Source organism: Citrifermentans bremense (genome assembly GCF_014218275.1).
GTDB classification, from domain to species: Bacteria; Desulfobacterota; Desulfuromonadia; order Geobacterales; family Geobacteraceae; genus Geomonas; species Geomonas pelophila.
Genome location: NZ_AP023213.1, coordinates 2819321 through 2840242, shown reverse-complemented (window position 1 = coordinate 2840242; position 20922 = coordinate 2819321). Strand labels below are relative to the sequence as shown.

At 60.5% G+C, this 20922-nt stretch carries 21 protein-coding genes; 14 read left to right on the top strand and 7 right to left on the bottom strand.

Features of this window, described 5'->3' with window-relative positions; translation table 11 throughout:
- Nucleotides 1–16 precede the first annotated feature (16 nt).
- Entirely contained in the window at nt 17–520 is a 504-nt protein-coding gene (locus GEOBRER4_RS12455; RefSeq protein ID WP_085812315.1) for a ferritin-like domain-containing protein, read from the bottom strand.
- A 576-nt stretch (nt 521–1096) separates the two neighbouring features.
- On the opposite strand from GEOBRER4_RS12455, the gene GEOBRER4_RS12450 reads away from it, so the two are divergent.
- A complete protein-coding gene (locus tag GEOBRER4_RS12450; protein ID WP_185242570.1) occupies nt 1097–2716 on the top strand; it encodes an NADP-dependent glyceraldehyde-3-phosphate dehydrogenase in 1620 nt (539 codons plus the stop codon).
- Between the two features lie 11 nt (nt 2717–2727).
- Here the strand turns inward: GEOBRER4_RS12450 and GEOBRER4_RS12445 are convergent, their stop codons facing one another.
- Nucleotides 2728–5337 (bottom strand): EAL domain-containing protein, encoded by a 2610-nt coding sequence (locus GEOBRER4_RS12445; RefSeq protein ID WP_185242569.1) that lies wholly within the window; start codon nt 5335–5337, stop codon nt 2728–2730.
- Between the two features lie 169 nt (nt 5338–5506).
- Nucleotides 5507–6184 (bottom strand): response regulator, encoded by a 678-nt coding sequence (locus GEOBRER4_RS12440; RefSeq protein WP_185242568.1) that lies wholly within the window; start codon nt 6182–6184, stop codon nt 5507–5509.
- A gap of 270 nt (nt 6185–6454) precedes the next feature.
- Here GEOBRER4_RS12440 and pstS point away from each other — a divergent pair, with 270 nt between their 5' ends.
- From pstS to GEOBRER4_RS12425, 3 genes are all read left to right on the top strand, one after another.
- Nucleotides 6455–7483, top strand: coding sequence for a phosphate ABC transporter substrate-binding protein PstS (gene pstS / locus GEOBRER4_RS12435; RefSeq protein ID WP_185242567.1), 1029 nt, complete (start codon nt 6455–6457; stop codon nt 7481–7483).
- Between the two features lie 198 nt (nt 7484–7681).
- On the top strand, nt 7682–8074 hold the full coding sequence (locus GEOBRER4_RS12430; protein ID WP_185242566.1) for a RidA family protein: 393 nt from the start codon (nt 7682–7684) through the stop codon (nt 8072–8074).
- Entirely contained in the window at nt 8071–8373 is a 303-nt protein-coding gene (locus GEOBRER4_RS12425; protein WP_185242565.1) for a DUF167 domain-containing protein, read from the top strand. Before GEOBRER4_RS12430 ends, GEOBRER4_RS12425 begins: the two co-directional genes overlap by 4 nt.
- Nucleotides 8374–8559: 186 nt before the next feature.
- On the opposite strand, the gene phoU is transcribed toward GEOBRER4_RS12425, so the two are convergent.
- The 4 genes from phoU to pstC all read right to left on the bottom strand — a co-directional run bounded on the left by phoU (nt 8560) and on the right by pstC (nt 12005).
- Nucleotides 8560–9231 carry a phosphate signaling complex protein PhoU gene (gene phoU, locus GEOBRER4_RS12420; RefSeq protein ID WP_185242564.1) on the bottom strand — a complete coding sequence of 224 codons (672 nt, stop codon included), beginning with the start codon at nt 9229–9231 and terminating at the stop codon, nt 8560–8562.
- 125 nt (nt 9232–9356) lie between these two features.
- Nucleotides 9357–10115, bottom strand: coding sequence for a phosphate ABC transporter ATP-binding protein PstB (gene pstB / locus GEOBRER4_RS12415; RefSeq protein WP_185242563.1), 759 nt, complete (start codon nt 10113–10115; stop codon nt 9357–9359).
- A gap of 40 nt (nt 10116–10155) precedes the next feature.
- Nucleotides 10156–10998, bottom strand: coding sequence for a phosphate ABC transporter permease PstA (gene pstA, locus GEOBRER4_RS12410; RefSeq protein ID WP_185242562.1), 843 nt, complete (start codon nt 10996–10998; stop codon nt 10156–10158).
- Nucleotides 10995–12005 carry a phosphate ABC transporter permease subunit PstC gene (pstC, locus tag GEOBRER4_RS12405; RefSeq protein WP_185242561.1) on the bottom strand — a complete coding sequence of 337 codons (1011 nt, stop codon included), beginning with the start codon at nt 12003–12005 and terminating at the stop codon, nt 10995–10997. The genes pstA and pstC overlap by 4 nt, the downstream gene beginning before the upstream one ends.
- A gap of 451 nt (nt 12006–12456) precedes the next feature.
- Between pstC and GEOBRER4_RS12400 the strand changes: the two genes are divergently transcribed.
- The 10 genes from GEOBRER4_RS12400 (at nt 12457) to GEOBRER4_RS12355 (ending at nt 20920) form a co-directional block, all read left to right on the top strand.
- Nucleotides 12457–13452 (top strand): sulfate ABC transporter substrate-binding protein, encoded by a 996-nt coding sequence (locus GEOBRER4_RS12400; RefSeq protein WP_185242560.1) that lies wholly within the window; start codon nt 12457–12459, stop codon nt 13450–13452.
- Between the two features lie 38 nt (nt 13453–13490).
- Complete coding sequence (locus GEOBRER4_RS12395; protein ID WP_185242559.1) at nt 13491–13646, top strand: YezD family protein; 156 nt, start codon at nt 13491–13493, stop codon at nt 13644–13646.
- Nucleotides 13647–13760: 114 nt separating this feature from the next.
- Complete coding sequence (locus GEOBRER4_RS12390; RefSeq protein ID WP_185242558.1) at nt 13761–14585, top strand: nucleotide-binding protein; 825 nt, start codon at nt 13761–13763, stop codon at nt 14583–14585.
- Nucleotides 14586–14615: 30 nt separating this feature from the next.
- Complete coding sequence (gene nifH / locus GEOBRER4_RS12385) at nt 14616–15494, top strand: nitrogenase iron protein (RefSeq protein WP_185242557.1); 879 nt, start codon at nt 14616–14618, stop codon at nt 15492–15494.
- Between the two features lie 27 nt (nt 15495–15521).
- Nucleotides 15522–16370, top strand: coding sequence for a radical SAM protein (locus GEOBRER4_RS12380; protein ID WP_185242556.1), 849 nt, complete (start codon nt 15522–15524; stop codon nt 16368–16370).
- Entirely contained in the window at nt 16363–17439 is a 1077-nt protein-coding gene (locus GEOBRER4_RS12375) for a uroporphyrinogen decarboxylase family protein (protein WP_185242555.1), read from the top strand. Before GEOBRER4_RS12380 ends, GEOBRER4_RS12375 begins: the two co-directional genes overlap by 8 nt.
- A gap of 121 nt (nt 17440–17560) precedes the next feature.
- Nucleotides 17561–18391, top strand: a complete 831-nt coding sequence (cysT, locus tag GEOBRER4_RS12370; RefSeq protein ID WP_185242554.1) for a sulfate ABC transporter permease subunit CysT — start codon at nt 17561–17563, stop codon at nt 18389–18391.
- 25 nt (nt 18392–18416) lie between these two features.
- Nucleotides 18417–19298 carry a sulfate ABC transporter permease subunit CysW gene (gene cysW / locus GEOBRER4_RS12365; RefSeq protein WP_185242553.1) on the top strand — a complete coding sequence of 294 codons (882 nt, stop codon included), beginning with the start codon at nt 18417–18419 and terminating at the stop codon, nt 19296–19298.
- 4 nt (nt 19299–19302) lie between these two features.
- Nucleotides 19303–20370: a sulfate/molybdate ABC transporter ATP-binding protein gene (locus GEOBRER4_RS12360; RefSeq protein WP_185242552.1), complete on the top strand. Its 1068-nt coding sequence runs from the start codon at nt 19303–19305 to the stop codon at nt 20368–20370.
- A 199-nt stretch (nt 20371–20569) separates the two neighbouring features.
- Nucleotides 20570–20920, top strand: a complete 351-nt coding sequence (locus GEOBRER4_RS12355; protein ID WP_185242551.1) for a NifB/NifX family molybdenum-iron cluster-binding protein — start codon at nt 20570–20572, stop codon at nt 20918–20920.
- Nucleotides 20921–20922: the final 2 nt, after the last annotated feature.

The window sequence follows — 20922 nt, the reverse complement described above, 5'->3', positions numbered from 1 at the left end:
AGTTGTGCTTTCGGCGTTATCCCTTCAGCGCGTTCACCAGAAGTTCGTAATCCTCCAGCAGCGCCTGCAGGTCCTCTTCATGCTCGACCTCCTGCTGCAGGATGGTGAGCACCATGTTGTAGGTCACCGGGTCCTTCTCCCGGGTGAGGTCCAAGAGCCTCTTGTAGACCCCGATCGCGCACTGCTCTCCCTTGATGTTCTGCTCCAGCAGGGTCTTTACGAACGGGTCGTCGGGGGCGTCGTAGCCGCAGTTGGTGAACTTGTACCAGTCTTCCGGGCGGGTCACCGGCGTGCCGCCGAGCTGGATGATGCGCATCGCCACGAGGTCCGCGTGCGCCAGCTCCTCGGTGGCATGGACCAGGAGTTCCGCGCCCACCGCGTCCTTCATCGGCCCCTTCACCACCTTGGCGCCGAGCCAGTACTGGTAATAGGCTAACCACTCGTCACTGTAGGCGCGCTGCAAAAGGCCCAGCAGTTCCTCCACGTCCATTCCGACAATTTCGCGTCCCTTTGATCCCATCTTCTGTCTCCTGTTATGGTCTTAGTTCACCTGAAATACAGGCATAGCAAGCAAGAATGGTAGCAGTATACAAGGTGTAACTGGATGCGCAAATGCAGCAGCAGGCAAAGCTTGGGGCCGATACTGGAGTACGTGTTTTCTATGTCGCTGACGGATTAGGCATGACAGAACCCGCTTTTTGTCACAGTATCAAAATCCAGAATGGGTGGCTTGAAATCCCCCTCCCTGACCCTCCCCCTCCGGGGGCGGGAACGTGCGATGACCTTTGCCCCCCCTCCGGGGGCAGGAACCGTCGGGCGCATATCTTTGCATCGGACCGCTTTTGCTCCTCCCCCTGGAGGGGGGAACTCAACCGCTGCAGATCCCGATCACCTCCCCCTGAAGGGAGGAGGCTGGGAGGGGGGATTACCTGGAGCAACCACTCGCTGCTGTACTTGTTCATTAACAGGTTGACGCTCGGCTCGTGTTGGCGTATAGCTTCAAAGTTATCCCACCCAATGTGAAGCCTGCGCCGAACTGCGGTAGTGAGCAAAACCGCGTCGTTGCGCCGGATCGCTGCCAGTAAGGAAGAAAAACGTGAAGAACAAGATCGCCTGCTTTTCCCCGTCGCATGAAGAGATTCCCGCTCCCTACCGCATCGATCCCCCTAACCGCCAGGACTTCTACCTGATCAACGGCGAACTGAGACGCTGGGACGGGCCGCTGCAGGAGGTGGTCTCGCCGGTCCAGGTGAAATACGCCGGAAAGCTTGAGAACGAGCGGGTAGGGGAGGCGCCCCTCTTATCGGTCGAGGCGGCGATGGAAGCGTTAGATGTCGCGGTCAGCGCCTACCATAACGGCAGGGGCACCTGGCCCACCATGTCGGTCGGAGAGAGGATCCAGTGCATCACCCGCTTCAGCCGCTGCGTGCAGGAAAAGCGCGACGAGGTGGTGAAGCTCTTGATGTGGGAGATAGGGAAGTCGCTCAAGGAGGCGCAGGCGGAGTTCGACCGCGCCATAGCCTACATCCGCGACACCGTCGAGGCGCTCAAGGAGCTGGACCGTGTCTCCTCTCGCTTCGTCATCCAGCAGGGGATCATAGGGCAGATCCGCCGCGCCCCGCTCGGGGTGGTGCTCTGCATGGGGCCCTACAACTTCCCGCTCTACGAGACCTTCACTACCCTAATCCCCGCGCTGGTCATGGGGAACACCATCCTGCTGAAGCCGCCGCGCTTCGGCATCCTGCTTTTCGCGCCGCTTCTGGAGGCTTTCCGCGACTGCTTCCCCCCCGGAGTGGTGAACACGGTGTACGGCGACGGCGAAGAAGTATTGCCGCCGTTGATGGCGTCGGGGCGTGTCGACGTGCTCGGCTTCATCGGCACCCACAAGGTTGCCGACGCGCTGCGCGCCATCCACCCGCGCCCGCACCGGCTCCGCTGCGTGCTGGGGCTCGACGCCAAGAATCCCGCCATAATCCTTCCCGATGCGGACCTGGAACTTGCTGTCGAAGAATGCCTGTCGGGGGCGCTGAGCTTCAACGGCCAGCGCTGCACCGCGCTGAAGATCATCTTCGTGCACAGGAGCATAGCGGATGACTTCATCAGGGGGATGGCGGCCGGAATAGCGGCTCTTCCCTGTGGGGTCCCCTGGCAGGAAGGGGTGGCGATCACGGCGCTCCCCGAGCCGGAAAAGCCGGAATACCTGGAAGGTCTTTTGACCGATGCCAAGGCGCACGGGGCGCAGGTGGTCAACGAAGGGGGGGGCGCCAGGTGCGGTTCCTTCTTCTTCCCGGCGCTCTTGTACCCGGTGACGCCCGAGATGCGGGTCTATCACGAGGAGCAGTTCGGCCCGGTGGTCCCTGTGGTGGTCTATGACGACATCAAGGAGACCATCGACTACGTGGTCAATTCCAACTACGGGCAGCAGGCGAGTATCTTCGGGCAGGACGACGAACTCCTGGCGCAGTTGATCGATGCACTGGTTAACCAGGTCTGCCGCATCAACATCAACAGCAAGTGCCAGAGAAGCCCGGACAGCTTCCCCTTCAACGGCAGGAAGAATTCGGCCGAGGGGACGCAGTCGGTGGCAGATGCGCTGAGGGTCTTCTCCATCAGGATCGTGGTGGCGGCGCGGGAGACTGACGCCAACCGCGAGATCATCACCAGCATCGTCAGGGAGAGGAAGTCGCATTTCCTCTCCACCGACTACATGCTCTAAAACCCAGGGGATCAGTTCATCAAGGTGGGGGGGCGCCGGTTCGCAGCGAGGTAGGAGGCGATGCCGGCGGCGGAGAGTGGCTTGCTGAAGAAGTAACCCTGCAGGATGTCGCACTGCTGCCCCTCAAGGAACCTGCACTGCGCTTCCGTTTCCACCCCTTCCGCGACCACCTCCTTTCCCAGGTTGTGGGCCAGGGCGATGGTGGCGGCTGCAATCTCGGCGTCTTCGGAGTCGGTGTCGATGCCGCGCACGAAGGAACGGTCGATCTTCAGCCTGTTTACCGGGAAGAGCTTCAAGTAGCTAAGGGAAGAATAGCCGGTCCCGAAATCGTCGATGGCAAGCTCCACCCCCATCTCCCTCAGCGTGCGCAGATGCAAAATGGCGGAGTTAGGATCGTCCATGGCCGAGCTCTCGGTGATCTCCAGTTCCAAAAGGTGCGCGGCGACGCCGGTCACCGCGAGGATGTCGGCGAGAAGGCTCGGGAGGTTGCTCTGCTTGAACTGCCGCGCCGAGAGGTTCACCGCCATCCGCAGCGGTGGAAGCCCCTGCGAGATCCACAGGGCAAGCTGCTCACAGGCGCTTTTTAGGGCGAATTCGCCGATGGAGAGGATGAGCCCGGTATCCTCGGCAACCGGAATGAAGACGTCCGGCGCCACCTGTCCTCGCACCGGATGCCTCCAGCGCAACAGTGCCTCGACCCCGACCACATTCCCACTCTTCAAATCGATCTGCGGCTGGTAATGCAGCGTCAATTCATCCCGCTCCAGCGCCGTCCTCAAATCGCTTTCCAACACCAGCCTCGCCTGCACAGTCAGATTCATCTCCTGGGTAAAAAACTGGTAGCTGTTGCGCCCCGCCGACTTGGCGTGGTACATGGCCAGGTCCGCGTTTTTCATCAGTTCCTGGACTGTCTCCCCGTCGTTGGGATAAACGCTGATGCCTATGCTCGGCGTGATGTTCAGCTCGTGGGACTCGACCGTGTACCCCTGCGACAGCGTCTGCTGGATCTTGCGCACGGCGTGCGCGGCGGAGACGTTTGAGTTGATCAGCGGCAGCACCACCACGAACTCGTCGCCACCGAGCCTCGCCACGATGTCGGCGCTGCGGATGGTGTCCTGGAGGCGCCCTGCCACCTGGAACAGCAGACGGTCGCCGATGTGGTGCCCGAGGGAATCGTTGATGTTCTTGAAGCGGTCCAGGTCGATGAAGATGACGGCGAGCCGGCTCGAGAACCTTTTGGCGAGCTCCAGGGCCTGCCCCAGCCGGGCCATCAGGCTGAAGCGGTTGGGAAGCTTCGTCACCGTGTCGTAATGTGCCAGGTACTCGATGCGCTGCTCGTGCATTTCCTGTTCGTTCATCCTCTGGGTCGTTTCCTCCAGTAACGCCCGCTCCACCTCCAGGCGCCTTTCCTCGCGCGCCATGTTCCCCAAGGCAAACGAGATGTCCGCACCCATCTGTCGCAAAAGCTCGATTTGGGGCTGGTCGAAGTAGTCCTTCTTGTCGGCGTAAAGGGTGAGTGCCCCGATGACGTGCCCCTCCTGCTTGAGCGCTATGCTCGCGGAGGCGCGGAAGCCGTAGGTCTCGCCGCGCTCATGCCAGGGTCGCGTGACGGAGTCGCCCAGGAAGTCGTTGCAGATGTAGTGGGTTCCCTGCCGTATCGCTATACCGGTAGGGCCGTTTCCCGAAGGTCCCTCGTCAAGGCACACGGTCAGGTCCTCCAGGTAGTCCGTCGTTCCCCTGGCGGCTGCTACCGCAACTATTCCGGTAGGCGCATCCAATATGCCAACCCAGGCGAGCTTGAAACAGCCATGGTCTACCGCGATGCTGCAGAAATCATGGAACAGGGAGCCGCGGTCCCGTGTGTGGGCCACCGCCTTGCTGGTTTCGGACAAAACCGAGTGGAGCCTGTTCAGGCGCCGCACGCACTCTTCCGCGTTTTCCCGTTCGGCGATCTCCTGGCGCAGTTCGCAAATGGTGTTGTGGAGTTTCGCGGTCCGCTCGGCAACCCTGTTTTCCAGCTCCTCGTTCAGCTTCCTCAGGGCTTCCTGTGCCGCCTCGTTTTCCTGGTTCTTCTCCGACGCGAGCTCATACGTCGCGAGCAGCAGGTCGATGACATGGGCCTTCGACGCCTTTATCTCGTAGTTGCTGCCGTAATAGTTGCAGACCACCTCCCCGTTTTCATGGATCTGGCAGCACCCTTCTCCGCGGTGCAGAAGTGCAGCGACTCGTGACAGTAGCAACTCCGTTTTGTAGGGCTTGGTGATGAAGTAGTTGGCGCCCGCCTCTAGGCTGTGCAGCACGTGGGTCGGGTCGTTCAGGTAGGTCAGCAGGATGACCGGCAGCGAGCCCATCTGGTCCAGCGCGCGTATTTGCCGGCAGAGCTCGAAACCGTCAATCCCGGGCATGAGGATGTCGCTTATCACCAGGTCCGGGGAGAGTTCGGTGATTCTCTCCAGGGCTTCTTCTGCGCTCTGCGCGATCAGCACGCCGTACCCTTGTGCCACAAGTACCTGTTTCAAGAACATCGTCTGGGTGGGGCTGTCGTCGACTATGAGTATTCTGCGACCAACCACCACTAGATCTCTCTCTTGTGCCGGTGGCGGGTTCGAGTTGGTGGACATGATCTTCGGCCTCCATGAAAACAGCTCCTGGCACGGCAACTGCCAGATGTCTGGTCGGCGGACGAGAGACTGGGCGCTCTCTACTCATGGGGTGGATCGTTAAAAGGAAATTATTATAAAGGATTTTTTCCCGGTGTCGCGTTGTCCGCATTGAGGCAGCCGTCAACCGTCACACCTCAATCTTGTAGCCGAAGCCTCGAACCGTTTTTATCAGGTCGCCAGCCTTGCCCAGCTTGGTGCGCAGGCGGGTTATGTGGGTGTCGACGGTCCGGCTGTCATCCACGAAGTTGTACCCCCAGACGTCCCGCAGCAGCACGTCCCTGCTCTGGACCCTTCCCGTCCTTTGCGCCAGGGTGTGCAGGAGCTTGAATTCCGTGCCGGTGAAGCTGATCTCCTCGCCGTCAACCAGGACGCAGTGCCGTTCTACATCTATGGCGATGGGACCTGCCTGCAACACCGCCGCCGCGCCGGGACGGCTCTTCGACCGCCTCAGTACTGCCTTCACGCGCAGTAGCAGCTCCCTTGTAGAAAACGGCTTCACCACGTAGTCGTCGGCTCCCACCTCGAACCCGACCACTTTGTCTATCTCTTCCCCTTTGGCTGTAAGCATGATTACCGGTATGCCGGCGGTCTTCTCCGACTTCCTTATGTTCTTGCACAGCTCCGTTCCAAGCATCCCGGGGAGCATGAGGTCCAGAAGGATCAGGTCTGGCCGGCTCGTCGCTGCCTGCTCCAACCCTTCGAATCCGTTCGTTGCTACAATGGCCTGGTATCCTTCTCTCTCAAGATTGAAGGCGATGAGGTCGGCCAGGTCTTTTTCGTCTTCGATGATCAATACGGTCTGCATGGCACCTCTGTTGTTCTTTGGTAAAAAAAGTGGGACTGGCTACTGTTTCGTTTCAGAAAGTTCGCTCTTTCTTTTACATATGGTTTGTGAAGGAATCGTTACAGACCGGTTAAATGTGGCGCAGGGAGGCTTATCTGACCGGATGAGCTGAGGGGGGGCGGGCGAACCGATCGCATCGGAGGGATCATTTTCACAAATTCTTCTGGCGGTTGTAACCCTACTGCAACATTACGGGCTTATAGTCGCTTCAAAACCGAAAAGGAGGAAGAAATGATTCAGAAGATAAAAAAAGCATTCATGGCTCTGGCCCTCGTGGCGACTGTTGGCGCCGCCGGTCAGGCATCCGCGGAAACCCTGGTTAACGGTGCGGGCGCAACGTTCCCGTATCCCCTCTACTCCAAGTGGTTCAGCGAGTACGCCAAAGTGGACAGAAGCGTTAAGTTCAACTACCAATCCATCGGCAGCGGCGGCGGCATCAAGCAGATCACGGCGCAGACCGTCGACTTCGGCGCCAGCGACAAGTTCCTCTCCGATCAGGAACTGAGCGCGGCCCCGGGCAAGCTGCTTCACATCCCGACCGTCATGGGCGCTGTCGTGGTCACCTACAACCTCCCCGGGGTCCCCTCCGGTATCAAGCTCAACTCCGAGGACGTGGCCAACATCTACCTCGGTAAAATCACCAAATGGAACGATCCCAGGATCGCCGACGACAACAAAGGGATCAACCTCCCGGCCAAGCCGATCATCGTCGTGCACCGCTCTGACGGCAGCGGCACCACCAGCATCTTCACGGACTACCTGAGCGGCGTGAATGCCGAATGGGCGAAACGGGTCGGCAAGGGCGCATCGGTCAAGTGGCCGATAGGGCTCGGCGGCAAGGGTAACGAAGGCGTTGCCGGACAGATCAAGACCACTCCTTACTCCATTGGCTACGTCGAACTCGCCTACGCCTTCGAAAACAAGCTTCCCTTCGCCTCCCTGAAAAACGGCGCCGGCGTCTTCGTAGCCCCGTCCATCAAGTCCACGAGCGCTGCTGCGGCAGCAGCGCTCAAGAAGATGCCCGCCGACTACCGCATCTCGCTGGTGAACCAGCCGGGCAAAGACGCCTACCCGGTTGTCGGCTTCACCTGGCTGCTCGTCTACGAGAAGCAGAAGGATCCGGTCAAAGGGAAGAAACTGGTAGAGTTCCTGAACTGGAGCATGACCAAAGGTCAGAAGATGGCGGCCCCGATGCTGTACGCGCCGCTTCCGGACAGCGTGGTGAAGATGGTTCAGAAGACCATCAAGACCATCAAATAACGCTTAAGACATAGAAGGATCTGGAAACGTCCGGGTGCATCGGCTCTAAGCCTGCACCCGGATTTTTTTGTCTGCGCCACTCGTACCGTCCCTTCGACAAGCTTTAGCTTCACCTTTGACAAGGGCAGTAGTTGTCTCTATAGTGCGAAACTCATTGTCTGCTCGCAAAATACGCTGTTCAACGGAAGGGGAAGTAGTATGTCACGAAAAGCAATAACCGCCGAAAATGCCGTGACCGTAGGCCCTTATTCGCATGCCGTGGAAGACGGCGACACGATCTACCTGTCCGGTCAGACGCCGATAGATTCCGCCACTGGCGAGCTTGTGGATGGAGGCGTTGCGATTCAGGCAGAGCAGTGCTTCAAGAACCTCTTTGCCGTACTTAGAGCAGCCGGCCTCGATGAAGGGAACGTCATCAAGGTGAACGTTTTCCTCGTCGACATGGACGATTTTTCAGCCATGAACGCAGTCTACGAAAAGCGGTTCCAACGGCCTTATCCTGCACGAACGACCATTGGAGTCGCGTCGCTGCCTCTGCGAGCAAGAATCGAGATTGAAATGGTAGCCAGCAGGAAAAGGATGTCAGAGTGAAGAAGCCGTTTTACTTCTGGGAAGGCGACACGCTGGTGCTCAACGTTCTCGGTACGCCGAACGCCAAAAAGGACGCGATTGGAAAGCCGAAGGGGCACCAGCTCTGCATCAGCGTCACCGCAGTTCCCCGCGCGGGGCGGGCCACCGACCACATGGTGCGGTTTCTGGCGGAGGAATTCGAGGTGTCGGTTTCCGACATCGAGGTGGTCTTTGGCCGCATGAACGTCAACAAGCAGTTGCGTATCAAGGCCCCGAAGCGGTTGCCTTCGGTCATCGGGCAACAGGGTCTTCTTTTTTGAGATTGAGCGTCGATTTGCGCTGCCAGGGAGTTATCTGATGAGTCCCCGCCCCCGGAGGGGGAGGGCTAGGGAGGGGAGCTTTGGGTGCGTTCCCAAGGCTGACCTTAGGACCTCAACCGCGAACGAAAAAGACAGGGACCGAAGCGGCGTCCCTGTCTTTTTTTGTGTGAATGGGCAAGTGCAGGCTCAGGCGATGGTGTGACGGATGTCCTTTCCCTTGACCATGAAGATCACCATTTCGGCGATGTTCGTGGCGTGGTCGGCGATGCGCTCCAGGCACTTGGAGACCTGGATGATCTTCATGGCGCGGCTGATGGTCTTGGGATCCCCCATCATGAAGGTCAAAAGCTCGCGCTGGATCTGTTCGTTCAGTTCGTCGACGCACTGGTCGTCTTCGCATACCTTGATCGCCAGGTCGTCATCGCCGCGGACGAAGGCATCCAGCGCCTTGGTGACCATGTTGGAGGCGGCCTGCGCCATGCGCGGCAGGTCGATGTAGGGCTTGAGCGACGGCTCCTGGTTCAGTTCCCGTGCCCGCTTGCAGATGTTGGCGCACTGGTCTCCGATCCGCTCCAGGTCGGTGACGATTTTAAGCGCCAGCGTGATGAAGCGCAGGTCGCGCGCCGCAGGCTGCCTGCGCGCCAGCACCTCCAGGCACTTCTCGTCGATCACCATCTCCAGCGCGTTTATCTCGTGGTCGAAGGCGATGGTCCGCTCGGCTAGCTCCGTGTCCCTCTCCACCAGGGACTGCATGGCGTTGCCGATCATAACCTCTACCTTGCCCCCCATCTCAAGAAGCCTTTCCCTTATCTCGTTCAGCTCGGTGTCAAACTGCTTGCTGAAGTGCTCTCTCTCCATATATTTCTCCGGTACTCAATTAAGTTATTTCCAATACTGTCGCGGTGATAACACTGTCTCCCTCACCCCAACCCCCTCCCCAAATCCTCTCAAAGTGGGAGAGGGGGCGCAGGTTCTGGCAGCTGTTAACCGAAGCGGCCGGTGATGTAGTCTTCGGTCCGCTTTTCCTCGGGGGTGGTGAAGATCTTCTTGGTCTCGCCGCACTCGACGAGGTCCCCCATGTACAGAAACGCCGTGTAGTCGGATACGCGGGCCGCCTGCTGCATGTTGTGGGTGACGATGATGATGGTGTAGCGCTCCTTCAGCTCCTCGATCAGTTCCTCGATTTTCAGCGTCGAGATGGGGTCCAGGGCGGAGGCGGGCTCGTCCATCAGGATCACCTCCGGCTTAACCGCGACGGTGCGGGCGATGCACAGGCGCTGCTGCTGGCCGCCGGAGAGCATCATGGCGTTGCTTTTCAGCCGGTCCTTAACCTCGTCCCACAGGGCCACACGTTTCAGGCAGCTTTCCACGATCTCGTCGGCCTCTTCGCGGGGGAGGCGGCCGTTCAACTTGTACCCCGCGATGACGTTGTCGTAGATCGACATGGCAGGGAACGGGTTCGGCTTCTGGAACACCATCCCCACTCGGCGCCTCACGGCTACCGGGTCCACGCCCCTGTCGTAGATGTCGCCGTTGTCGACGAGGATCTTGCCGGTCACCCGCGCCGAAGGGACCAGGTCGTGCATCCTGTTCATCGATCTAAGCAGTGTGGATTTCCCGCAGCCGGACGGTCCGATGATGGCCGTGACGCTGTTCTGGGGGAAGTTCATGCTGATATCCCGCACCGCGTGGGTCTTGCCGAAATGTATGTTGACCTGTTCGAGTTGTACCTTGTTGTTCATCGTTCCCTCTTTTTTAAATCTCTAGTTCCAGTAAGTTAACCTATCTAGCGTGCCTGCTCCTGCCGAAATAGCGGGCGGTGAGGCTCAGGGCGAACATGACGGTGACGAGCACCAGAGCCCCGGCCCAGGCGAGCTTGTGCCAGTCCTCGTAGGGCGCGATCGCGAAGCTGAAGATCTGCAGGGGCAGGGCGGCCATCGGCTGAAGCACGTTCTTGCTCCAGAACTGGTTACCCAGCGCGGTGAAGAGAAGCGGCGCTGTCTCCCCGGCGATCCTCGCGACCGCCAGGAGGATCCCGGTGAGGACGCCGGACATGGCGCTTCTCAGGGTCACCTTGAGGCTCGTGCGCCAGAAGGGGACACCCAGCGCGAGAGAAGCCTCCCGCAGCGACCCCGGGACCATCTTCAGTTGCTCTTCCGTGGTGCGCAGCACTATCGGGATCATGATCATGGCCAGAGCCACCGAGCCTGCCAAACCGGAGAACCCCTTCATCGGCACTACCAAAAGCGTGTAGGCGACCATGCCGGTGATGATGGACGGGGTGCCGGAGAGGACGTCGGCCGCGAACCTGATCACCGTGGAGACCTTGGAGCCGCCGAATTCGGAAAGGTAAATTGCCCCCAGGATGCCGATGGGAAGGCCGATAAGGGAGGCACCGCCGATCATCACCAGCGAGCCGAACATGCCGTTGGCCATCCCCCCGCCCGGTTCGCCGGTCGGCGCCGGGATGTGGGTGAAGAAGTCGAGCGAGAGCGAGCTGATTCCCATTTTCACGATGTGGAAGAAGATGAGCCCGAGCGGGATGAGCACGGCCAGCGTGCAGGCGAGCATGACGAAGCTCATCAGGTGGTTCTTGGCTTTGCGGAACACCATGCCGTGCATCATGCCGCACCTCCCTTGGCGCTTCTGGATACGCTCCAGATCAAGAGCCTCGCCAGCGCGTTCACCACCAGGGTTACCACCATCAGGATCAGGCCGATTTCCATCAGCGCCGAGGCGTGCAGCTTCGAGGTGGTCTCTGCGAACTCGTTGGCGATTACGCTCGGCATGGTGTAGGCGGGGGAGAGGAGCGACAGCGAGATGTTGGGGGCGTTTCCGATCACCATGGTGACCGCCATGGTCTCGCCGATGGCCCGACCGAGGCCGAGGATGGAGGCGCCAAGGATGCCGGATTTGCCGTAGGGGAGGATGGCGATCTTGATCGTTTCCCAGCGGGTAGCGCCGAGCGCTATCGCCGCCTCCTTCTGGCTCTGCGGCACGGCCAGGAGCACCTCGCGGGTAATGGAGGTGATGATCGGCACCACCATGATCATCAGGATGAAGATCGCGGCCAGCATGCTGACCCCGTAGGGCGCTCCTTCAAAGAGCGGGATGAATCCGAAATGCTCGATGAGGAAGGGCTGGACCGTGGACTGGAGCCAGGGCGCCATGACCAGCACCCCCCAAAGCCCGTAGATGACCGACGGTATCGCCGCCAACAGTTCCACCAGGGGCGCAACGAGGGCGCCTAAGCGCGACGGCGCTATCTCGGTGATGAAGAGGGCCGCGCCGATGCTCAAGGGGGTTGCGAGGGCGAGCGCCAGGACCGACGACAGCACGGAGCCGTAGAGGTAGGGGAGCGCCCCGAAAATTCCCTGGACCGCGTCCCACTCGGTCGAGGTCACGAACTTCCAGCCGAACGCCTTGAGGGCGGGCATGCTCTCGCCGGCCATCTCGTAGAGCATGAGGGCCAGGATCACGATGATGCTGAAAGCGAAACTGGTGGTCAGGTAACGAAAGACCGAGTCCCCGTTCAGCGTTTTGGCCTGTGCCGGTTCCTGTTTTTTTTCTGCCGATTCCAAAGTCGTCTCCGTTGCGCCTGGGTAACAGGGGCTGGGTAATTCGGTTTCCAAGCTTAGCCTCCGGGAGCGGACCGACGAGCAACATCGATGGGAAGTTCGCCGGGCTAACAACAGGCGGAGGAGAGCCGCCTTACTGTTTGCTCGTATTTGTCATGGGCCTTACCATGCGCCACGAATGTTACAGCGCCGTTACAGTTTGCCTAAATCTACCTGAACCGGTGATACACGCTGACGAAAAGGCGTAGATGGCTGGCAGCTTCGGCTGCTACGCGTGTGACAGACAGAGGATTTTTTGGGGGGGAGGGAGAGAAAGAATTTCTCAAACACCATCATTTTGGTGCACAATTTTTTGGTATGAAATAAAAACTGTTGACAGTGCGGGTAGGGTATATTAGTCTACCGACACCGTAGAGTTAAGCCGGCGGCGTCACTTGACAATGCCGCTTGTTTTTAACTCATTAGTCTATGAAGTTGGTAGATTTAACATTAAAAGGAGGAGCACATGAAACAGACAATTCGCACCGCATTACTCACCCTGTTGGTGGCTGCATTGCCGCTGACGGCCTTCGCAGCCCAGGAATTCCTCAACGTTTCCTACGACCCGACCCGGGAGCTGTACCAGGACTTCAACAAGGCTTTCGCCAGGAAGTCGGGGCAAAAGGTCACCTTCAAACAGTCCCACGGCGGCTCTGGAAAACAGGCGCGAGCGGTCATCGACGGCCTGGAAGCCGACGTCGTCACCCTGGCCCTTGCCTACGACATCGACGAGATCAGCGACAAGGCAAAACTGATCCCGGCCAACTGGCAGAAAAGACTCCCCAACAACAGCTCTCCCTACACCTCGACCATCGTATTCCTGGTGCGCAAAGGAAACCCGAAGCATATCAAGGACTGGAATGATTTGATCAAGCCTGGCGTTTCCGTCATAACTCCCAACCCGAAAACCTCCGGTGGCGCGCGCTGGAACTACCTGGCCGCCTGGGGCTACGCACTGAAGCAAAAAGGAGGCAATGAAGCGAAAGCCAAGGCGTTCGTGTCCGAGTTGTTCAAGCATGTGCCGATTCTGGATTCCGGCGCCCGCGGTTCCACCACGACGTTCGTGCAGCGCGGGCAGGGGGATGTGCTCCTGGCCTGGGAAAATGAGGCTTTTCTTGCGGTGAACGAGTTGGGGAGAGACAAATTCGAGATCGTAGTCCCTTCGCTCAGTATCCTCGCCGAGCCGCCCGTGACCTTGGTCGACAAGGTGGTCGACAGGAAAGGGACCCGCAAGCTTGCCGAGGAATACCTGAAATACCTCTACTCTCCGGAAGGCCAGGAGATCGCTGCGAGGCATTATTACCGCCCGCGCGACAAGAAGGTAGCCGCCAAGTACGCCAAGGTGTTCCCGAAAGTGAAGCTGTTGACCATCGATGACACCTTCGGAGGCTGGCGCAAGGCCCAGAAGACGCACTTTGCCGATGGCGGCGTCTTCGACCAGATCTACTCGGGCGGCAAGTAACCGGGATCACCCGGTTCATGCAGGTTCCTGGAGGGGGCATGGCGACGACACCAGAACCAAGTGGAAAGTGGAACACCGATCTCGAGCAAAAGATCCGCCTGGCGCTCAGGGACATCCGTTTCGGGACGGTGACCCTGGTCATACAGGATGGCAAGGTCATACAGCTGGACAAAAGCGAGAAGATCAGGATCTAGCACCACATCCAAAAATTACCTGTCGAGCTGACCAGACAAACTGGAGGCCAGGCTGTAACCAATTACCGCGGTTATGCCTGGCCTTTTTTATGCGCTATTGAAAGGAGGTGCGCCGTGGCTGTGGAACATCTGGTAATCGCGGGTAAAAGCGGGGTCGGCAAGTCGACTACCGCGGCCAACCTGAGCGCCGCTTTGGCTGAGACCGGGAAGCGGGTGCTTCTGGTCGGATACGACAGCCACTGGAGTTCGACCAGCGTCCTGCGCGGTGGAAACGATCTCATCCCACTGCCGGGATGGCTGGGGGAGGAGGCGCCGCTTTACGCGCTTGGGCACGCGGGGGCACTCTGCCTGGAGCTGGGGACGGCCTTGAAGTCCGGAGCAGCCACGGAAAACGACATCCTCACCCATCCGCTGATCGCCGGCTACGACCCGGAGTACGTATTGCACGATACCGCAGGTGAGCCGGCAGGAAGCTTCAAGCTCCCGGCCGGAATCGAGGGGCTGTCACGCCTTCTGGCCGTGACCTCGGCGGACATGTGCGCGCTGCAGGCGGTGAACGATCTCTTCGCCTGGTTCAATACCATTGCCGCAGCCGAGTGCCGCTTCGGCGGGGTGGTGGCGAACAACCTCTCCGGGCCCCTGTACGAGGCGATCGTCTCCGACTTCGCCAGCCAGACCGCAGCCGTCATTTCTGCCACCGTCCCCCGCTCCATCATGGTTTCGGTGAGCGACTTCTACAGCCAGACGCTCCTGCAGTCCGCGCCCTTTTCCCATGTTTCCTTCGCCTACCGCAAACTGGCCCGGAGCCTGGTGAGAGGGATGGAGTCGCGCCGCCCGAGACCGCTTAGCCGCGAGGCGCTGTCGAGCTGGGCGCAGAAGTGGGGGGACATCATCTCGGAACTGGAAACCGGCGTTGTCAACGGCGGCTTGGGAATCTAGCAGCAGCAAACTATCGACAAGGAGCTTCGAATGTCTCGCAAGAAGGTAAAAACAATCGCCATCTACGGAAAAGGCGGCATCGGCAAGTCCACCACCACCTCGAACCTAACGGCAGCGCTTTCCACCATGGGGCTCAAGGTGATGCAGATAGGGTGCGATCCCAAGAGCGACTCTACCACCACGCTGCGCGGCGGCGGCTACATCCCCACCATTCTCGACACGCTGCGCGAGAAGAAGAACGTGAAAGCGAACGAAGTCATCTTCGAGGGGTTCAACGGGATCTATTGCGTGGAGGCGGGGGGGCCCGCCCCAGGGGTCGGCTGCGCCGGGCGCGGCATCATCACTTCGGTGGAGCTGTTGAAGCAGCTCAGGGTGTTCGAGGAACTCGACCTGGACGTGGTGGTGTACGACGTTCTGGGCGACGTGGTCTGCGGCGGGTTCGCGGTCCCGGTCAGGGAGGGGATCGCGGAGCACGTCTTCACCGTCTCCTCCTCCGACTTCATGGCCATCTACGCGGCCAACAACCTCTTCAAGGGGATCAAGAAATACTCGGACAACGGCGGCGCTTTGCTGGGCGGGGTGATCGCCAACTCCATCAACACGGAGTACGCAAAGGAGATCGTCGACGACTTCGTAGAGCAGACGAAGACCAGGGTGATCGAGTACGTCCCCCGCTCGGTGACCGTGACGCAGGCGGAGCTGCAGGGAAAGACGACCATCGAGGCTTTCATCGATTCCGAGCAGGCCAAGGTGTACCAGGGGCTCGCGCAGAAGATCTACGAGCACACCGAATCCAGGGTCCCCGAGCCGCTGGAGGAAAAGGCGCTGCATGCCTGGGCCTTCAAGTGGGCCGACGCGCTACTCGCCATGCAGACCGGTGAGGTCAGGGGGCGGGCCGCGAACATCTAAGGATGACGGACCGCAAGGAGAAAAAAGATGAGAGCAGGCAACAGGGAGCGGGTGGTCCACGGTCATCCCTGCTTCGGAGCAAACCGCCACAGAAACGGGCGCATCCATCTCGCGGTCGCTGCGCGCTGCAACATCGCCTGCCGCTATTGCGACAGAAGGCACGACTGTGCCAACGAATCGCGTCCCGGCGTCGCCAGCCGGCTGCTGACGCCCAAGGAGGGGCTTGAACAGGTGCGCAGCGCCATGGCGGACCCCGCGCTCTCGTCGGTTATCAAGGTGGTCGGTATCGCCGGCCCGGGAGACCCGCTCGCCAACGAAGAGAGCTTCGAGACCTTCAGGCTGGTCAAGGCAGAATTTCCAGAACTGATCTTTTGCCTGAGCACCAACGGGCTCGTACTCCGGGACCGGATAGCCGACCTCGCCACGGTCGACCTGCACAGCATCACCATCACGATTAACGCGGTCGACGCAGAGGTAGGCGCGAAAATCTACAAAGAAGTCAGGTACCGTGGCCAGCGCTATTGCGGAGAGGAGGGAGCCGCCATCCTGATCCACAACCAGTTCGAGGGGGTCCGCCTCGCCGCCGAACAGGGACTCCTGGTAAAGGTGAACACGGTGCTGATCCCGGGGATCAACGACTCGCAGATTTCCCCTATCGCTGAGAAGGTGCGCGAGAGCGGGGGCTACGTCATGAACGTCATGCCGATCATCCCGCAGGCTGAGCTTGCCGGCGTCGACCGCCCGACCCAGCAGTACCTGGAGAGTGTCCGCTCGGCCCATGAAGGGATCATCGCGCAGTTCCGCGGTTGCCAGCAGTGCCGGGCCGACGCCATCGGACTCATCGGCGGCTGCACGGTGGAGGCAGGCAATGGATGATTCCAGCTTCAAGGAGAGCATGTCTTCGCGCGAGCGCACCATAGCCGCCTTGACGGGGCAGCCGTACGACCGGATTCCGGTCAACCTCCTGATCAGCGACCATGCCGCGCGGCTCATCGGGGTCACCGTTGGGGAGTACAACAACTCAGCGCAGCTTGTCGCCAAGGGGCAGATCGCGGCGTGGCGCCGGTACGGCGCGGACAACGTGAACACCGGCCCGGGATTGACCGGGGTGGCGGAGGCGATAGGGAGCAGGGTTGCCTTTCCCGACAGTACCCCGTACATCGTGGAGAATGTGGTGACCGGGGAGAAGGAGCTCGATGCCCTGAAGGTCGCCGACCCCGAGCGGGACGGGCGGCTGCCGCTCTTTCTGGAGGCGGCGGAGCTGGTGCTGAAGGAGGTGGGGGACCTGGTGCCGCTCGGCATGACCTGTGCCGGCCCATTCACTACGGCGGCGGGCATCCGGGGGACCGAGCTTTTCCTGCGCGATCTGCGCAAGAACCAGGCATTCGCGCACCGACTTTTGCGGCTGTCGACCGACAGCATCATCCGTTTCGCCAGGGCGGCGCTGCAGCGGGGGGCGAGGATCGTGCTCGCCGACCCGACCGCCTCGGGGACGCTGATCTCCCCGGCGCTCTTCAGGCAATTCGCGCTTCCCTATCTCACGGAGGTCTGCGCTGCGGTCAAGGCCGGCTGCGGCGCCGCGCCGGCGCTGCATATCTGCGGCAACACTACCAGGATCTGGCCGGAGATGGTCGAAACCGGCGCTTCGGTGCTGAGTCTGGACGATGCTGTCGACCTGGCTGACGCGAAAGCCGAGGTGGGGGACCGGGTTGCGCTTCTGGGGAACATCCGTCCCACCGCCTCCATGTATCTCGGCACCCCCGACGACGTCACCGCCAACGCCATGGAATGTCTTGACAAAGGGCGGGGCAACCCGAGGGGGTACATCCTCGGTCTTGGCTGCGGACTTCCCATCGATACGCCCCCCGCCAACATAGACGCCCTGATCTCGGCTGCCCGTTGCTTCGGACGTTTCAGTGAACTACAGCGAAGTGGTGTAAATTGAAAAAAGGATTTCTTTACCAAAAAAGTTTGTTTTGTGTTGACATGGTGGCGACTATGGTGGTAAAGAACATCCTACAAAACCGATGGACTAAAAAGTTTGTTGTGCAGGCGTAGGAGGGGACATGTCCTGGTCAAGCGGGAAAAATAACGTACTACCCGGTTTCACCCCGGCGCTCGGGTACACCGTCTTCTACCTGAGCCTCATCGTCCTCATTCCTCTTTCCGCACTCCTCTTCAAGACCGCAACCCTTTCGTGGGCAGACTTCGTAGCTGCCGTGAGCGGGCCGCGCGTGCTTGCTTCCTATCGCGTCACCTTCGGGGCTTCGCTCGCTGCCGCTGTCGTCAACGCATTTTTCGGGGTGCTGGTCGCCTGGGTGCTGGTGCGCTACCGTTTCCCCGGCAAGAAGCTGATCGACGCACTGGTCGATCTTCCCTTCGCCCTTCCCACGGCGGTCGCAGGCATCACCCTGGCGAGCATCTACTCGTCCAACGGCTGGCTCGGGCGCTACCTGGAGCCGCGCGGCATCAAGATAGCCTTCACCCCGCTGGGCATCGTCGTTGCCATGATCTTCATCGGGCTTCCCTTTGTGGTCCGCACGGTCCAGCCGGTCCTGGAAGAGCTGGATCAGGAGATAGAGGAGGCGGCCTCCTGCCTGGGAGCCAGCCGCTGGCAGACCTTCCGCAGGGTGCTGTTGCCGACCATGCTTCCGGCCATCCTTACCGGGTTCGCCCTTTCCTTTGCCCGTGCCGTGGGGGAGTACGGCTCCATCATCTTCATTGCCGGCAACATGCCGATGGTCTCCGAGATCACGCCGCTGCTCATCATCACCAAGCTGGAGCAGTACGATTACACCGGCGCTACCGCCATCGCGACCGTGATGCTCGTGGTGTCGTTTCTGATGCTTCTTTGCATCAACCTTTTGCAGAAGTGGAGCAGACGTTTCGCCGAATAGGGGCTTTGCCTCGGGAGGGAAGAAGATGCAGGTGGGCAGGGTAGTGAAAAAACAAAAAGAAAGGGGAGGAAGGAGCACCGATGAGCCGGCGTGGGTGCGCTACTTGCTGGTGACGGTGGCCCTTGGCTTCCTCGCCCTTTTCCTGCTGCTCCCTTTGGCGGCGGTCTTCGCTCAGGCACTGGAAAAGGGGTGGCAGGCTTATTTCGAAGCGCTCAAGGAGCCGGATACGCTGTCGGCGATCCGCCTCACCCTGATTACCGCCGCCTTCTGCGTTCCGTTGAACCTCTTCTTCGGGATTGTCGCCTCCTGGGCCATCGCCAAGTTCAACTTCCGCGGCAAGAGTTTCCTGATCACGCTGATAGACCTGCCGTTCTCGGTCTCCCCGGTGGTTTCGGGTCTGATCTACGTCCTGATCTTCGGGCTGCAGGGGTGGCTCGGCCCCTGGCTGCAGGACCACAACATCAAGATCATCTTCGCCGTCCCGGGGATCATCCTCGCCACCGTCTTCGTCACCTTCCCCTTCGTCGCGCGTGAGCTGATCCCTCTCATGGAGGCGCAGGGGCGCGAGGAGGAAGAGGCGGCGCTGACCCTTGGCGCGAGCGGGCTGCAGACCTTCTTCCGGGTCACCTTCCCCAACATCAGGTGGGGCATCCTGTATGGCGTGATCCTCTGCAACGCGAGGGCCATGGGAGAGTTCGGCGCGGTCTCTGTCGTATCCGGGCACGTGCGAGGATCGACCAACACCATCCCGCTCCAGGTGGAGATCCTCTACAACGAGTACAGCTATGCGGCGGCCTTTGCCGTCGCCTCGCTCCTTGCGCTTTTGGCGCTGGTGACCCTTGCCGTGAAAACCGCGGCCGAGTGGAAAATGCAACAGACCGTAACGGTCTCGGAACAGGAAAGGTAGTCCCATGAGCATCGATATCGAGGCGGTCAGCAAGAAATTCGGCAACTTTAGCGCACTTTCCGACGTGAACCTGAAGGTTCCCTCCGGGGAACTGGTGGCGCTTTTAGGCCCTTCCGGATCGGGGAAGACCTCGCTTTTGCGCATCATCGCCGGGCTGGAGACACCAGACAGCGGCAGGATCCTGTTCGACGGGGTGGAGGCCACCAACCGGCAGGTAAAGGAACGGAATGTAGGCTTCGTCTTCCAGCACTACGCCCTTTTCCGGCACATGACGGTGTTCGACAACATCGCTTTCGGCCTCACCGTGAAGCCCAAGAAGGTGCGTCCGGGAAAGCAGGAGATAAGAGACAAGGTCCACTCCCTGCTGAAGCTGATCCAACTGGAGCAGCTCGCCGACCGCTATCCGGGCCAGCTCTCGGGGGGGCAGCGGCAGCGCGTGGCGCTGGCCCGGGCCCTTGCTGTGGAGCCGCAGGTGCTGCTTCTGGACGAGCCCTTCGGCGCGCTCGATGCCAAGGTCAGGGTGGAGCTGCGGCGGTGGCTTAGGCGCCTGCACGACGAGATCCACGTCACCAGCGTCTTCGTGACCCACGACCAGGAGGAGGCGCTCGAGGTCGCCGACCGGATCGTGGTCATGAACCAGGGGAAGATCGAGCAGCAGGGGACCCCCTCCGAGGTCTACGACCACCCGACCACGCCGTTCGTCTACGACTTCCTCGGCAACGTCAACCTCTTTAGGGGAAGGGTGCACGAGGGGACCGCCCAGATGGGGGGGATCAAGCTCTCCTCTCCGGAAAACGCCTCGGCCAACGATGCGCCTGCCGTAGGGTACGTACGCTCGCACGACATTTCCATCGAAAGGGAGTTGAGCGAGGGCGCGCTCAAGGCTGAGGTGCGCTACCTCCTTTCGGTGGGGCCGCTGGTCCGGGTCGACCTCTCCTTGCCGGAAGGCGACCGGAGCATCGAGGTCGACCTGCCGCGCGACGAGGCGGACAAGCTGGCGCTTAAGGTCGGGGACCAAGTCTTCGCGCGCCCCCGAAAGATGAGGGTCTTCGTGGACGACTACCAGATCTAGGAGAGGTTCCTCTGCCCGCTGGCCGGGTGCTTCTCCAGGCACAGGCGCGTTTCCGCCCCAACATCAGCGGGAGCCCATCGGGGCGCGCTCTAACTCAATGACATTGGTTGACCAGACAAACTGGAGGCCAAGGTTTGCAACTTCCATCACCGGAGTTGCCACCTTGGCCTTTTTTATTTTTGCAGTTCAAGGGGGAGTGATGGAGCTCAGGGTTGCCGTGGCCAGCAGTGACGGGATTGTGGTCGACCAGCATTTCGGGCGGGCAGAAAGGTTCGGCATCTACCGCTTCACCGGGGGGAACTGGCAGCACCTGGAGGACCGTTTCAGCCGGCCGGCCTGCGCCGGGCAGGAGCACGACGACGGGCCGCTGGAACGGACCGCCGACCTTATTTCTGACTGCCGCGGGGTTGCCGTCTCGCGGTTGGGCTCCGGCGCCATCGACCTCCTGATCTCGCGGCGCATATTCCCGTTCGTTTTGGAACTCCCGGTGCCGGAGGCCCTGGCCGTTCTGCAGAACTCGAAGCTCTTAACCAGATTCATCAACCAATAAGG